This is a genomic window from Bacillus sp. JJ783 (genome assembly GCF_036963225.1).
GTDB lineage: Bacteria > Bacillota > Bacilli > Bacillales > Bacillaceae_G > Bacillus_A > Bacillus_A cereus_U.
Window position 1 is genome coordinate 26,018 of the sequence record NZ_JBALMG010000043.1, and the last position, 14,746, is coordinate 40,763.

Consider the following 14,746-nt stretch of genomic DNA (forward strand, 5'->3'; position numbering starts at 1 on the left):
AAAAAAAGCGCCTGAAATAGGGCGCTTTTTTTAATATTCGTTTAACATTTCATCAATTGTAAATTTCAATCCGTGATAAGCAAATAAGGCTATAATTAAACTTGGGAACCCGTAGCGGTTACCTTCATCATCTGGAATAAGACCTTTTAACAGCTTTGTATCAATATGTACATCTGTATATTGTTCCAGTGATTCAGCACCTTCTTGAATAGCCGAGATTCCAACGATAGATTGGCCTTCTTCATGAAGTTTTTTCGCGGTTTTTATAATTTCTTCATCTGTCGAAAAACGACTAATAAGAAGTACGCGGTCCGCAGAAGTCACTGCCGCCAGTTCACCGTTTTCTATTAAACATTTTGCTTGTTTCATTGGTTCGGCGCCAAATAATGCTTCTGAAACAATACCCTCCATTTCGTTTGTACCATGCAAGTAAATGAAGCCGTCGCCAACTAATGCCTGGGCAAGTAGACGAGCGCTATCTTCTATATTCATTTCCTCTTTTTGAGAAATTTTAGAGAAATATCCACTTAATTGAGTCGAAAAAATTTTTAACATGTTGTTGCTCCTTTCTTTCGTGTTAGCTGGTTCTCATTATAGCTTATTTTTTTTGGAAAGGGGAAATAGTAGGGTGGCATAACAAAATAGGAAACGGTAAAATAAGAAAGAATAGGAAGGGATTTGGCAAAGAGTAGCGAAAATAAACCGATAAGATATAAGAAGCTTTAAATCTTGTACTTACACAGAAAGGTTGGGAGTTATGGAAGGGAAAATTTTAATCGTTGATGATCAATATGGCATTCGTGTTTTATTGCATGAAGTGTTCCAAAAAGAAGGTTATCAGACGTTCCAAGCAGCGAATGGATTTCAAGCTTTAGATATCGTGAAAAAAGATAATCCAGATTTAGTAGTGTTAGATATGAAAATCCCAGGTATGGATGGTATAGAGATTTTAAAACATGTAAAAGAAATTGATGAGAGTATTAAAGTGATTTTAATGACTGCTTATGGAGAATTGGATATGATTCAAGAAGCGAAAGATTTAGGAGCTTTAATGCACTTTGCTAAACCGTTTGATATTGATGAGATTCGTCAAGCAGTGAGAGATCAGCTTGCTGTAGAGGCGTAAAAAATGAATTTTTTATAAAAAATATGGAAAAAAGCGTTTACATGGGCTATTGAGCAGGTGAATACAGTTGAGTTTTTGAGTACAAGTTGTTATCCTATTGAGTGTAGAAAGAAGTCCGGTATGTAAATATACATATTTTACCTTATTCTGGTCATACTACCAGCGATAAGAATTTATCGGATACAAAAAACGTTTTTTAGGAGGATTCACCATGCCTTTAGTTTCTATGAAAGAAATGCTAAACACAGCACTAGAAGGAAAATACGCAGTTGGTCAATTCAACATGAACAACTTAGAGTGGACTCAAGCTATCTTAGCTGCTGCGGAAGAAGAAAAATCTCCTGTAATCCTAGGTGTATCTGAGGGTGCAGCTCGTCATATGACTGGTTTCAAAACAGTTGTAGCTATGGTTAAAGCTTTAATCGAAGAAATGAACATTTCTGTTCCTGTAGCGATTCACCTTGACCATGGTTCAAGCTTCGAAAAATGTAAAGAAGCAATCGATGCAGGTTTCACATCTGTAATGATCGACGCTTCTCACCACCCATTCGAAGAAAACGTTGAAACTACTAAAAAAGTGGTAGAATACGCACACGCTCGTAACGTATCTGTTGAAGCTGAGCTTGGAACAGTTGGCGGACAAGAAGACGACATCATCGCTGAAGGCGTAATTTATGCTGATCCAGCAGAGTGTAAGCACCTTGTTGAAGCAACAGGTATCGATTGCCTAGCTCCAGCTTTAGGTTCTGTACACGGTCCTTACAAAGGTGAGCCTAACTTAGGATTCGCTGAAATGGAACAAGTTCGTGACTTCACTGGCGTACCTTTAGTATTACACGGTGGTACTGGTATCCCAACTGCTGATATCGTAAAAGCTATTTCTTTAGGTACTTCAAAAATTAACGTAAACACTGAGAACCAAATTGAGTTTACAAAAGCTGTTCGTGAAGCATTAAGCAAAGACCAAGAAGTTTACGATCCTCGTAAATATATTGGACCTGGCCGCGACGCTATTAAAGCAACTGTTGCTGGTAAAATGCGTGAGTTCGGTTCTAACGGTAAAGCGTAAGAATAAAATTCCGTTTTGGAAACCGTCTAGTCTTTTAGACGGTTTCCTTTCGTTGTATAATGAAAGCGTGAACAAGTCTAAAGATTTTATAAAGTGAATTTTTAGTTTGCAAATATAGAAAATAATGTGCATAGTCCTATTAATAAATGTGGTAAGTATCTGAATTGAGGAATTTGATTCGATGAATAGTTAATCTTCATCTATTTGTACAGCAGGGGAGCTACAGGTGATGGTTTTCTACTTATTGAGTTTGGATGGAAAGAGTGATTGAGATTCTTAAGGGGGAATCTTCTACTTCTTATAAAGAAGTAGAAGATAAATACATTCACAAGAAGGGAGCTCAATATGGAAAAGTTGCTAATTGAAGGCGGAAGAGCTTTAAATGGAACAATTCGCGTGAGTGGTGCAAAGAACAGTGCGGTTGCACTAATTCCAGCGACAATTTTAGCAGATACTCCAGTAACTATCGGTGGCGTTCCTAATATTTCGGACGTGAAAATGTTAGGAGACTTACTAGAGGAAATTGGAGGGAAAGTAACTTATGGGCAGGAAGAAGAGATGGTAGTCGATCCTTCTAACATGGTTGCGATGCCTTTACCAAATGGAAAAGTGAAAAAATTGCGCGCCTCTTATTATTTAATGGGTGCAATGCTTGGCCGTTTTAAAAAAGCTGTTATTGGGCTTCCAGGTGGATGTCATTTAGGGCCACGACCGATTGATCAGCATATTAAAGGGTTTGAAGCGTTAGGGGCACATGTTACAAATGAACAAGGTGCCATTTATTTAAGAGCAGATGAACTACGGGGAGCGCGTATTTATTTAGATGTTGTTAGTGTAGGAGCTACGATTAATATTATGCTAGCGGCTGTACGAGCGAAAGGTAGAACTGTTATTGAAAATGCAGCGAAAGAACCAGAGATTATTGATGTAGCCACATTGTTAACGAGTATGGGAGCACGTATTAAAGGTGCTGGTACAGACGTAATCCGAATTGATGGTGTGGATTCTTTACATGGTTGTCACCACACTATCATTCCAGATCGTATTGAAGCTGGTACGTATATGATTTTAGGAGCAGCGTCAGGAGGAGAAGTAACAGTTGATAATGTTATTCCTCAGCATTTAGAATCCGTTACTGCGAAGCTAAGAGAAGCTGGTGTTCAAGTTGAAACGAACGATGACCAAATTACAGTGAACGGCAATAGAAAGTTAAAAGTAGTTGATGTAAAAACGCTTGTATATCCAGGGTTTCCGACAGATTTACAACAGCCGTTTACAACGCTTTTAACAAAAGCGCATGGAACAGGAGTTGTAACTGATACAATTTACAGCGCACGTTTCAAACATATTGATGAATTGCGCCGTATGAACGCACAGATTAAAGTAGAAGGCCGTTCAGCGATTGTGACTGGACCTGTTTTATTGCAAGGTGCGAAGGTGAAAGCGAGTGACTTACGAGCTGGTGCGTCCCTTGTTATTGCGGGTTTAATGGCAGATGGCATTACAGAAGTAACGGGACTTGATCATATTGATCGAGGTTACGAAAATATAGTAGACAAGCTTAAAGGGCTTGGTGCAAACATTTGGCGAGAACAAATGACAAAGCAAGAAATTGAAGAAATGAAGAATGCATAAAGTGAAACTTTAATCAGTATGGGATATCCCATGCCGATTATTAGCCCTCACCAATCGGGATAAGGTGGTGATACTTCCGTTAATGGGGAGCGAAGAATCACTACTAACGGAAGTGCACCTTATAGAAAAACACGGTTCACAAAATACGGCAGAAATATAAAGACTTGAAGGAGAGGGATTATTGTGGAAAGAAGTTTATCTATGGAGTTAGTACGTGTAACAGAGGCTGCAGCATTATCATCAGCGCGTTGGATGGGGCTCGGAAAAAAAGATGAGGCAGATGGTGCAGCAACATCAGCTATGCGTGATGTATTTGATACAATTCCGATGAAGGGTACAGTTGTAATTGGCGAAGGTGAAATGGATGAAGCGCCAATGCTATATATCGGAGAGAAATTGGGTACAGGATATGGACCACGCGTAGACGTTGCAGTTGATCCTTTAGAAGGGACAAATATCGTAGCGGCTGGCGGCTGGAATGCGCTTGCTGTTATTGCAATTGCAGATCACGGCAACTTGTTACATGCTCCTGACATGTACATGGATAAAATAGCGGTTGGTCCAGAAGCGGTTGGTGCAGTTGATATTGACGCACCTATTATCGACAACTTACGTGCAGTTGCGAAAGCGAAAAATAAAGATATCGAAGATGTTGTAGCGACAGTTTTAAACCGTCCACGTCATCAAGCAATTATCGAAGAAATTCGTAAAGCTGGTGCTCGTATTAAATTAATTAACGATGGAGATGTAGCTGGAGCAATCAATACAGCATTTGACCGTACTGGTGTAGATATTCTATTCGGTTCTGGTGGAGCACCTGAAGGTGTATTAGCTGCGGTCGCATTAAAATGCTTAGGTGGAGAAATTCACGGGAAGCTCTTACCTCAAAACGAAGCTGAATTAGCACGTTGTAAAAAAATGGGCATTGAAGATATCAATCGTATCCTTCGTATGGAAGACTTAGTAAAAGGTGACGATGCAATCTTTGCAGCAACAGGTGTAACAGACGGAGAACTATTACGAGGCGTTCAATTTAAAGGTAGCGTTGGGACAACACAATCCCTTGTTATGCGTGCGAAATCAGGCACAGTACGCTTCGTAGACGGCCGCCATAGCTTAAATAAAAAACCGAATTTGGTTATTAAATAAAAAGTGCAAGCGGCTCGTTCAGAATGGGAGGGGGATGGAGCTTCAGACGTAGAGGCGCTTTTTGCCTCGTAGGAAGAAGTGAAGCCACCGACCATTCTAGCCGCTGGAACTGGATTAAGTAAAAAGTGCAAGCAGCTCGTTCAGAATCGCAGGGCATTGGAGTTCTCGACCTTGAAGCGCTTTTTGCTTCGAGCGAGAGAGCGAAATGACCGGAGATTCTAGCTGCTGGAACTGGATTAAATAAAAGAAAAAATGCCTTATCTATTCTGCCTTAAAATCAGGCGAGTAGAAAAAAGAAAGAAATATGAAAAGCGAAGATAAATTTTCTTGTCTTCGCTTCTTGTATTTGTGTTTCAACGTATTGATTAAAACTAGATAAAAGGGTTACAATAGTGAATATTACCCTACTTGAACTTATTGCCTTTCATTATTATTTATTTGCCTTCCGTATTTTTCCCCTTTACCCATGTGAAAAGAGAAAAACGTTAAAGTGTGGTGTCTGAATGAATTTGTCAATTGCAGCATTAGAAAACATGAAATTAAAAGAGTTATACGAGCTTGCGAAGGAATTTAAGATTTCGTATTACAGCAAGTTAACGAAAAAAGAGCTAATCTTCTCTATCTTAAAAGCTCGAGCAGAAAAAGAAGGTTTCTTTTTCATGGAAGGCGTATTAGAAATTATTCAATCAGAAGGATTTGGATTCTTACGTCCTATCAATTATTCTCCAAGCTCAGAAGATATTTATATCTCGGCTTCGCAAATTCGTCGTTTCGATTTACGTAATGGAGATAAGGTTTCTGGTAAAGTACGACCTCCGAAAGAAAATGAGCGCTATTTTGGATTGCTACAAGTTGAAGCTGTAAATGGAGATGATCCAGACTCAGCAAAAGAGCGTGTACATTTCCCTGCATTAACACCGTTATACCCAGATCGCCAAATGAAATTGGAGACGGAAACGAAAAAGTTACCGACACGCATCATGGATTTAATCGCACCAGTTGGATTTGGACAACGTGGTTTAATTGTTGCGCCTCCAAAGGCTGGTAAAACAAGTCTGTTAAAAGAAATTGCACACAGTGTCACAACAAATCATCCGGAAGCAGAATTAATTGTACTTTTAATTGATGAGCGTCCAGAGGAAGTAACAGATATTGAACGTTCTGTTAAAGGTGATGTTGTAAGTTCTACTTTTGATGAAGTGCCAGAGAATCATATTAAAGTAGCTGAGCTTGTATTAGAGCGTGCAATGCGTCTTGTAGAACATAAAAGGGACGTTGTCATTTTAATGGATAGTATTACCCGTTTAGCGCGTGCTTACAACCTTGTTATTCCACCAAGTGGTAGAACCTTATCAGGTGGTATTGATCCAGCTGCGTTTCATAGACCGAAGCGATTCTTCGGGGCTGCGCGTAATATCGAAGAGGGCGGTAGCTTAACGATTTTAGCAACAGCGCTTGTTGATACAGGGTCTCGTATGGATGATGTAATTTACGAGGAGTTTAAAGGAACTGGAAATATGGAACTTCACTTAGATCGCTCACTAGCTGAGCGCCGTATCTTCCCAGCGATTGATATTCGTCGCTCTGGTACGCGTAAAGAAGACCTATTAATTCCGAAAGAACATTTAGACAAGCTATGGGGTATTCGTAAAACAATGCGTGATACACCAGACTTTGTTGAAGGCTTCTTACGTAAACTTCGTCAAACAAAGACAAATGAAGAATTTTTACAAAATATTGTTGCAGACTCAAAAAGGTATGTAACCACTAAGTAAAGGGAAAAGATTGGGACTCGCTTATTTCGTAGTAAGCGAGTTTTTTATGTTTTTAAGGGAATATTAGAGAGAGTAATATATGGAAAAAATTTGTTTTTTGAGATGAAAATCATATTTGGGTCGAGAGCTTGAAGTGTCCTGGATTCTGAACGAGCCGCTTGAGCTTTAAGTTGTTATCTAGTTCCACCTCCTAGGCCCTTGCGTCTAAGAACCTTCCCCACGAGAAGATAAAAAGCATCTTCTGCGTCTAAGAACCTTAGTAACCGGGCCTGAGCAATCGGTTCCACTTTCAGGTATATCCAGCTCCAGCGGCTAGAATGGTCGGTGGCTTCGCGTCTTCCTACGAGGCAAAAAGCGCCTCTACGTCAGAAGCTCCATCCCCCTCTCATTCTGAGCGAGCCGCTTGCGCTTTTAATTGATATCCAGTTCCAGCGACTAGCTCTTCGTGTCTAAGAACCTCCGCTACTCAAGGTAAAAAGCACCTTTTGTGCGAGAGAACCTTAGCCAATCAGAGCTAAGCGAGCCGCCTCCACTTTTAATTTTAAAAAGACAAAAACAGGTAGTTGCAAAATGGAGTTAGCCTTGTTATAATTTCATCATATGTGTTTCATCAATATAGTTGTGTAAGCAGCTGAAGATGAAAAACTCTGTTTCGAAAATGATTCAGGGCGGAAGGAGATGAAAAGAATGAAAGCAGGAATCCATCCAAATTACAATAAAGTTGTATTTATGGACACGAACACTGGCTTCAAATTCTTAAGCGGGTCTACAAAAGGCTCTAGCGAAACTGTTGAGTGGGAAGATGGTAACACTTATCCATTACTAAAAATTGAGATCAGTTCTGATTCTCACCCATTCTACACTGGACGTCAGAAGTTTGCTACTGCAGACGGACGTGTTGACCGCTTCAATAAGAAATACGGTATTAAGTAATAAAGAACATAAAACAGGCAAGTGTATGTATTCGCTTGTCTGTTTTTTTTGCGAAAATATTAAACCTTTACCCTACTTTGGATTAGGAAAGTAGATGAAAGGAGAGCTCAATGTACTTAATGAATCAAAATGGTTGGATTGAAGTGATTTGCGGGAGTATGTTTTCTGGAAAATCAGAAGAGCTCATCCGCCGTATACGCCGTACGCAATTTGCGAAACAACATGCGATTGTATTTAAACCATGTATTGATAATCGTTATAGTGAAGAAGATGTTGTATCACATAATGGATTAAAGGTTAAAGCAGTTCCTGTTTCAGTTTCAAAAGATATATTTAACCATGTAACAGAAGAAATGGATGTTATTGCAATCGATGAGGTACAATTTTTTGATGGGGACATTGTGGAAGTGGTGCAAGTATTGGCAAATCGAGGCTATCGTGTCATTGTAGCTGGATTAGACCAAGATTTCCGTGGTCTACCATTTGGACAAGTTCCTCAGCTGATGGCGATTGCTGAACATGTAACTAAATTGCAGGCAGTTTGTTCTGCATGTGGATCTCCTGCAAGTCGTACGCAACGTTTAATCGATGGAGAACCAGCGGCATTTGATGATCCAATTATTTTAGTTGGGGCTTCAGAATCGTATGAACCACGTTGTCGTCATTGTCATGCAGTACCTACAAAACAAAGATAAACGAAACTCGCTATGTAGAGCGGGTTTTTTTCGAAAATAGATGAAGATTGGTGGCCAGCTCTTCGCACAGCTAAGAACTTTAGGCAGTCAGAGCTGAGCGAGCCGCTTGTGCTTTTAAATATTATCTAGCTCCAGCGGCTAGAATGGTCGGTGGTTTCGCTTCTTGCTGCGAGGCAAAGAGCGCCTCTCTGTCAGAATCTCCGGTCATTTCGCTCTCTCACTCGAAGCAAAAAGCGCTTCAAGGCCGAGAGCTTAAAGTGTCCTGCGATTCTGAGCAAGCCACCTCCGCTTTTAAATATAATTTGCGTTTTTTTGATTAAGTACCATATACTATTTGTATTAGATACTAGGATGTAGAGGTGAATGGTGTGTTAGATCGTTTGCAAGCTGTAGAAGATCGTTATGAGAAGTTGAATGAGTTGTTAAGTGACCCAGAGGTTATTAGTGATACAAATAAGCTTCGTGAGTATTCAAAAGAGCAATCTGATATTCAGGACACGGTAGAGGTGTACCGTGAGTATAAAGATGTTCGTGAGCAATTACGAGATGCAAAAGCAATGTTAGAAGATAAGTTAGACGCTGATATGCGTGACATGGTAAAAGAAGAGGTTTCTGAATTAGAAGGACAAGAGAAAACATTATCAGAACGTCTGAAAATTTTACTTGTTCCAAAAGACCCTAATGATGATAAAAACGTTATTGTTGAGGTTCGTGGTGCTGCTGGCGGTGACGAGGCAGCTTTATTTGCTGGTGATTTATATCGTATGTATAGCCGTTATGCTGAGGTGCAAGGTTGGAAAACTGAAATTATCGAAGCGAGCTATACAGAGTTAGGTGGATATAAAGAGATTATCTTTATGATTAACGGTAAAGGTGCTTTCGCGAAGCTGAAATTCGAGAATGGTGCTCACCGTGTACAACGTGTTCCTGAAACGGAATCTGGTGGACGTATTCATACATCTACAGCAACTGTAGCTGTATTACCAGAGGCAGAAGAAGTAGAAATTAATATTCATGAAAAAGATGTTCGTGTTGATACGTTTGCTTCTAGTGGTCCTGGTGGACAAAGCGTTAATACAACGATGTCAGCGGTACGTTTAACACATTTACCGACTGGTGTAGTTGTATCTTGTCAGGATGAGAAATCACAAATTAAGAATAAAGAAAAAGCGATGAAAGTATTACGCGCACGTGTTTATGATAAGTTTAGACAAGAAGCGCAAGCTGAGTATGATCAAAACCGTAAACAAGCTGTTGGTACGGGAGATCGTTCAGAGCGTATTCGTACGTATAACTTCCCGCAAAACCGTGTTACAGACCATCGAATCGGTTTAACGATTCAAAAGCTAGATCAAATCCTACAAGGTAAGTTAGATGATTTCATCAATGCCTTAGTGATGGAAGATCAGGCTCAAAAGATGGAGGCAGCTGAGTAATGCGTGTCTATGAAGCCCTGAAATGGGCTTCTTCTTTTTTACAGGAAAATGGACGAGATGAAAATGCGGGAGAAATTGTCCTTTGTCATGTATTAAAGACGAACAGAACCGGAATGCTCATGAATATGCGTGAAGAAATAACTGCGGAACAAGAGAAAAGTTTTGCACAATTTATCCACAAGCACGTAGAAGGTACTCCGATCCAATATATGCTCGGTTATGAAATGTTTTATGGCCGCTCATTCTTTGTAAATGAAGAGGTATTGATACCAAGACCGGAAACAGAGGAACTTATAGTTGGGGTGCTAGAGAGAATTGAGCGCCATTTCGGTAATGAGGAGCTTCACATAGCGGATATTGGAACAGGTAGTGGAGCGATTTCTATTACGCTCGCTTTAGAAAATAAAAATCTTCATGTGTATACAGTAGATATCGCGCAGGAGTCGATTGAAGTAGCAAAAGAAAATGCAAAAACTTTAGGGGCGGATGTAACTTTCTATCACGGCGATTTACTGTCTCCGTTTTATGAAACAGGTCAGAAGTTAGATGTTGTTGTTTCCAATCCTCCGTACATACCAGAGGAAGATTGGCGTGGTCTTTCTACTGTTGTGAAGGAGCATGAGCCGAAGCGTGCGCTTGTTGGTGGGGAAGATGGACTAGATTTCTATCGTCGTTTTATGGAGGAATTGCCGAATGTATTACAGAAAAAGGCGATTGTGGCGTTTGAAATTGGTGTAGGGCAAGGTGAAGATGTGAAAGCATTATTACAGCAAACTTTCCCGCGCGCTCAAGTTGAAGTTGTATTTGATATTAATGGAAAAGATCGCATGGTATTTGCAGAGATGGAGTAAGGTATAAGCCTTACTCTATTTTTTGTATGAAAAATTCGTAACTACTCAGCCATACATTTCATTTAGAATTTTGGTAAGGAGTATTATTCCAGTGAAAATACGCACCTTATTACCTATAGATTGCTGTCATAAAGATAAAAATGGACATACACTTTGTTACCTGTCTTTGTTTTAAAACTTTGCGCGTGGCAGGAAAAGGCCCTGACCGCTCCTATACATAGCCAGTCCCTCTCGCCAATGAAAAAATGCTTTTCTATCGGTTTTTTATATAGATTTTTAATTTAATAGTTTAGAAAGAAGTAACTTTGTCCACACTGTTTCTAGAGGGGGCGGTGGAGGAAATGAAAAAACAAGTTATTGCTTATTTTCTTTTATTATTAATTGGTGCACAGTTACTTGTGCAGTTTGGATATATGAAAGCTGATGCAAAAGGGCCTACTGTTATTCCGAAAGAGGCCGTTCGATTACGTATTTTAGCTAATAGTGATTCCGATAAAGATCAGGCATTAAAACGTAAAGTACGTGATGAAGTGAAAGCGCAAATTGATGGATGGGTAGCGGATTTAACGTCATTTGAAGAAGCTCGAAAAGTAATTCAAAATCATATTCCTGAAATTGAAAAGACAGTGGAGAATACGCTGAAAAGAGAAGGAAGTAAAGAGGCGTTTCAAGTGAAATTCGGTAAGAATGTGAAGTTTCCTACAAAGGTATATGGGAATTTTATTTATCCGGCAGGAGAATATGAAGCGGTACTTATTACAATTGGAAAAGGTGAAGGTGCAAACTGGTGGTGTGTATTATTTCCACCGATGTGTTTCTTAGATTTTTCAAGTGGTACAGCTGTAAGGAAAGAAGAACATGTTGTGAAAGCTGAATCTCCTGAAGAGGAGCAGGTGAGACAACCAGATGAGGAAGTAGTGGATGTACCGGAGAAGAAAGAGGATAAGGTGAAAGAAACGAAAGTAGTAAAGCCGGAAAAAGCTGAAAAAGTAACAGCCCAGGAAAAGAAAGTAGTAAAACACGAAACGCAATTAGAAGAACAGCCTGTAAAAAAAGTAGAAACAAAAGCTGTGGAAAAAGCGGAGAAACCTGTGGAGCAAAAACAAGAAAAGCAAAATGAGTATGTAACAGTAGATGAGGAAGAAGAAAAACCAGAGGTTAAATTATTTATCGTCGAAGCTTTTACAGCTTTATTCTCTAAATAGTACTATTAATAAATCCTTCCTCATATATATCAATGAGGAGGGATTTACTATGAAGAACGTGTATTTTGCTACAAAAGCAGATGTAGAAAGATTGCATTCTTTTTTCGGACAAGCTAATAAAAAAGATGATAAAATAAATGAGTTGTACGCACAATTTATGATCTTGGAAGAGGCGGGAGAAATACGAGCGGTAATTGGATATGAACAAAGTGGAGAAAATGCACTTATTCGTTCTTGTTTATTCACACCTAATGTGGATAAACAGACTTTCTTATATTTTTTTGAAATGTTTTTGCAGTATATGAAAGAAAAAGATATTCGACAATTGTACTTACTCACAAACCATCCACAATCTGTGACAATCTTTCAGTTTTTTAACTTTGTCATTATAGAGGAAGAGAAAGTTCCAGAGGGAATTCGACAGTTAGAACACTTTTGTAAAAATATAAAAGAGCTAAATGCAATAATACTAAATTGTCAGCTATTCACAAAGTTATCCACGGATTAACAAGGTTTATCCACATTTTGTGGATAAACCTTGTTTGTCTTTTGGATAAATCTCATAGTAAACTAAAAATAGACAAGTATTTCATGGTAGAAAAGGACGTGGGAAAAAATGCATACAAATATGTGGGTTGTGGATAATGATGTGGAAAGAAAAAAATATTATCCACAATTAAAAGAAGCAGCGAGATTATTAAGAGAAAATGAAGCGGTGGCCTTCCCAACGGAAACGGTATATGGGTTAGGAGCAAACGCAATGGATGATGAAGCGATAGCGAAAATTTTTGAAGCGAAAGGGAGACCGAGCGATAATCCACTGATTGTCCACATAGGAACAAAATCTCAGTTAGATGGTATCGTAAGAGAAATTCCGCCGGTTGCAGAAAAGTTAATGGAGCATTTTTGGCCAGGACCATTAACAATCATTTTACCTAGAAAAAAAGGGATTTCAGAGAGGGTTACGGCCGGACTTAATACAGTCGGAGTGAGGATGCCGGATCATCCAGTAGCGCTCGCTCTTATTGAAGAGGCAAACGTGCCTGTTGCGGCACCGAGTGCGAATCGTTCAGGACGCCCAAGTCCAACGTTAGCTTCTCATGTGTATGAAGATTTAAACGGGAAAATTGCTGGTATTGTTGATGGCGGGGCAACAGGAGTAGGCGTTGAATCAACTGTAATTGATTGTACGAGCGAGGTTCCGACGATTTTACGTCCAGGTGGGATTACGAAGGAGCAACTAGAAGCAGTGATAGGAAATGTTTCTTTAGATCCAGCTTTAAAGGATGAGAAAGAAAAACCGAAATCACCTGGAATGAAATATACACATTATGCACCGAAAGCGCCACTTAGTATTGTTGAAGGGTCCCGTGAGTTTATTCAACGTATTGTGGATGAGAAGAAGAAAGAAGGGTTTAAAGTAGGTGTATTAACGACAGAAGAGTATCAGCATGTGTATAGTGCAGATGTTGTATTGTCTTGTGGTGTGCGAAGCGATTTAGCCAGCGTTGCGACTAAGTTATATGATGTGCTTAGAACGTTTGATGCAAGTGAAGTAGATGTTATTTTTAGTGAATCATTCCCGAATGAAGGCATAGGAAATGCAATTATGAATCGTTTAACAAAAGCTGCGGGACATCAGATTATTATTGAATGATAACGTACCTTTAGCAAACAGAATATTTCTCCTTGGATAAGCATATTGTGAAGTAGCACGTCCGAGGGGGGATATGAATGACACTTGAACAATTAATACCTTTAATAATTATGGCATTCGCCCTGGGGATGGATGCATTTTCAGTGAGCCTCGGTATGGGGATGGTAACATTAAAGTTAAGACAAATCCTTTATATCGGTATGACGATTGGGATATTTCATATTATTATGCCATTTATCGGAATGGTACTAGGACGTTTTCTATCAGAGAGGTATGGGGATTTCGCGAATTTTGCAGGAGCTATTTTATTAATTGGACTAGGGTTTTATATCGTATATTCGTCTATTTTAGAAGGGGAAGAGACTAGAACTGCTCCAATTGGAATTAGTTTATTTGTATTTGCATTTGGTGTTAGTATAGATAGTTTTTCAGTAGGGCTTAGTCTTGGAATTTACGGAGCAGAGACAATTATTACGATATTACTGTTCGGACTAATAAGTATGTTATTAGCTTGGATGGGTTTATTGCTTGGTAGCCATGCCAAAAATATGCTTGGCACATACGGTGAAATAGTAGGTGGTATTATTCTTGTTGGGTTTGGATTGTATCTCCTTTTTCCTATATAATTTTATATGAAGGTGGAGAACATGAATAGGTTGCTGGAATGGTATGTCGTATTTATAACTTTTTTTCCAAGGTGGTTACGTAGGCTTATCTTTTGGGGCATTATTTTGCAAATTGCGGTTTTAGGTTGGGTTAAATTGATTCGTGAATGGTGAGTTAATTCCTTTCTGTGCATTTGAATGCAATACTCCACAAATATAGAAAGGGTGGTACAAATGACGAGATTAAAGCAAGTTTTTGGTATTGTTATTAGTTTTTTTGTTTTTTGGTTTAGTATGCTCGGTGTACAAATGTTTGCTGAGTTTTTAGATATCGAATCATTAAAATTTGTTGCAGGAAAATCGGAGGCGGCGCGTGCATTTTATTCACCGTATCCATTTTTAATTGTTTTCCTTATTACGTTACTTTCCTTATATTTCTTTGTAATAAAGCTGGGTAAATCTAAAAAAGAGAAATTACCTGCATTAGAGGAGAAGAAGGAAGAATTACAGTGAAAAAATCCCCCGCTTTAAGCGGGGGATTTTATGTTTGAGTGATGAAGCTGAAGCTTTTAGGTGGTACGGCTAGAATGATCGGTGGCTTCGCGCCTTC

General features: G+C 39.2%; 16 protein-coding genes. 15 read left to right on the forward strand and 1 reads right to left on the reverse strand.

Going from position 1 to position 14,746, the window contains the following annotated elements; all coding sequences use genetic code 11:
• Positions 1-30: 30 nt before the first annotated feature.
• Positions 31-555 carry a DUF2529 domain-containing protein gene (locus V7038_RS09850; protein WP_002113066.1) on the reverse strand — a complete coding sequence of 175 codons (525 nt, stop codon included), beginning with the start codon at positions 553-555 and terminating at the stop codon, positions 31-33.
• Between the two features lie 202 nt (positions 556-757).
• On the opposite strand from V7038_RS09850, the gene spo0F reads away from it, so the two are divergent.
• The 15 genes from spo0F to V7038_RS09925 all read left to right on the forward strand — a co-directional run bounded on the left by spo0F (position 758) and on the right by V7038_RS09925 (position 14,649).
• On the forward strand, positions 758-1,126 hold the full coding sequence (gene spo0F, locus V7038_RS09855) for a sporulation initiation phosphotransferase Spo0F (protein ID WP_000398592.1): 369 nt from the start codon (positions 758-760) through the stop codon (positions 1,124-1,126).
• A 211-nt stretch (positions 1,127-1,337) separates the two neighbouring features.
• Positions 1,338-2,195, forward strand: coding sequence for a class II fructose-bisphosphate aldolase (locus V7038_RS09860; protein WP_002113064.1), 858 nt, complete (start codon positions 1,338-1,340; stop codon positions 2,193-2,195).
• A gap of 345 nt (positions 2,196-2,540) precedes the next feature.
• Positions 2,541-3,830: a UDP-N-acetylglucosamine 1-carboxyvinyltransferase gene (murA, locus tag V7038_RS09865; RefSeq protein ID WP_002198761.1), complete on the forward strand. Its 1,290-nt coding sequence runs from the start codon at positions 2,541-2,543 to the stop codon at positions 3,828-3,830.
• Positions 3,831-4,013: 183 nt separating this feature from the next.
• Entirely contained in the window at positions 4,014-4,979 is a 966-nt protein-coding gene (gene glpX, locus V7038_RS09870; protein ID WP_002113062.1) for a class II fructose-bisphosphatase, read from the forward strand.
• A 503-nt stretch (positions 4,980-5,482) separates the two neighbouring features.
• Positions 5,483-6,754 carry a transcription termination factor Rho gene (rho, locus tag V7038_RS09875; protein WP_002016308.1) on the forward strand — a complete coding sequence of 424 codons (1,272 nt, stop codon included), beginning with the start codon at positions 5,483-5,485 and terminating at the stop codon, positions 6,752-6,754.
• A gap of 687 nt (positions 6,755-7,441) precedes the next feature.
• Positions 7,442-7,687 carry a type B 50S ribosomal protein L31 gene (locus V7038_RS09880; RefSeq protein ID WP_000643447.1) on the forward strand — a complete coding sequence of 82 codons (246 nt, stop codon included), beginning with the start codon at positions 7,442-7,444 and terminating at the stop codon, positions 7,685-7,687.
• 110 nt (positions 7,688-7,797) lie between these two features.
• Positions 7,798-8,382: a thymidine kinase gene (locus V7038_RS09885; protein ID WP_002113061.1), complete on the forward strand. Its 585-nt coding sequence runs from the start codon at positions 7,798-7,800 to the stop codon at positions 8,380-8,382.
• A gap of 368 nt (positions 8,383-8,750) precedes the next feature.
• A complete protein-coding gene (gene prfA, locus V7038_RS09890; protein WP_002113060.1) occupies positions 8,751-9,818 on the forward strand; it encodes a peptide chain release factor 1 in 1,068 nt (355 codons plus the stop codon).
• Positions 9,818-10,669 carry a peptide chain release factor N(5)-glutamine methyltransferase gene (prmC, locus tag V7038_RS09895; RefSeq protein WP_002159772.1) on the forward strand — a complete coding sequence of 284 codons (852 nt, stop codon included), beginning with the start codon at positions 9,818-9,820 and terminating at the stop codon, positions 10,667-10,669. Before prfA ends, prmC begins: the two co-directional genes overlap by 1 nt.
• Positions 10,670-11,010: 341 nt before the next feature.
• Positions 11,011-11,874, forward strand: coding sequence for a stage II sporulation protein R (spoIIR, locus tag V7038_RS09900; RefSeq protein ID WP_335470002.1), 864 nt, complete (start codon positions 11,011-11,013; stop codon positions 11,872-11,874).
• Between the two features lie 49 nt (positions 11,875-11,923).
• The gene (locus V7038_RS09905) at positions 11,924-12,382 is read left to right on the forward strand and encodes a hypothetical protein (RefSeq protein WP_002113057.1); all 459 of its coding nucleotides are present in this window, start codon (positions 11,924-11,926) and stop codon (positions 12,380-12,382) included.
• 108 nt (positions 12,383-12,490) lie between these two features.
• Positions 12,491-13,531, forward strand: a complete 1,041-nt coding sequence (locus V7038_RS09910) for an L-threonylcarbamoyladenylate synthase (protein ID WP_335470006.1) — start codon at positions 12,491-12,493, stop codon at positions 13,529-13,531.
• 77 nt (positions 13,532-13,608) lie between these two features.
• A complete protein-coding gene (locus tag V7038_RS09915; RefSeq protein ID WP_002113056.1) occupies positions 13,609-14,157 on the forward strand; it encodes a manganese efflux pump MntP in 549 nt (182 codons plus the stop codon).
• A gap of 21 nt (positions 14,158-14,178) precedes the next feature.
• Entirely contained in the window at positions 14,179-14,310 is a 132-nt protein-coding gene (locus V7038_RS09920; protein ID WP_002113055.1) for a hypothetical protein, read from the forward strand.
• Between the two features lie 60 nt (positions 14,311-14,370).
• The gene (locus V7038_RS09925; protein ID WP_002113054.1) at positions 14,371-14,649 is read left to right on the forward strand and encodes a DUF3935 domain-containing protein; all 279 of its coding nucleotides are present in this window, start codon (positions 14,371-14,373) and stop codon (positions 14,647-14,649) included.
• The last annotated feature ends 97 nt before the right edge of the window (positions 14,650-14,746 follow it).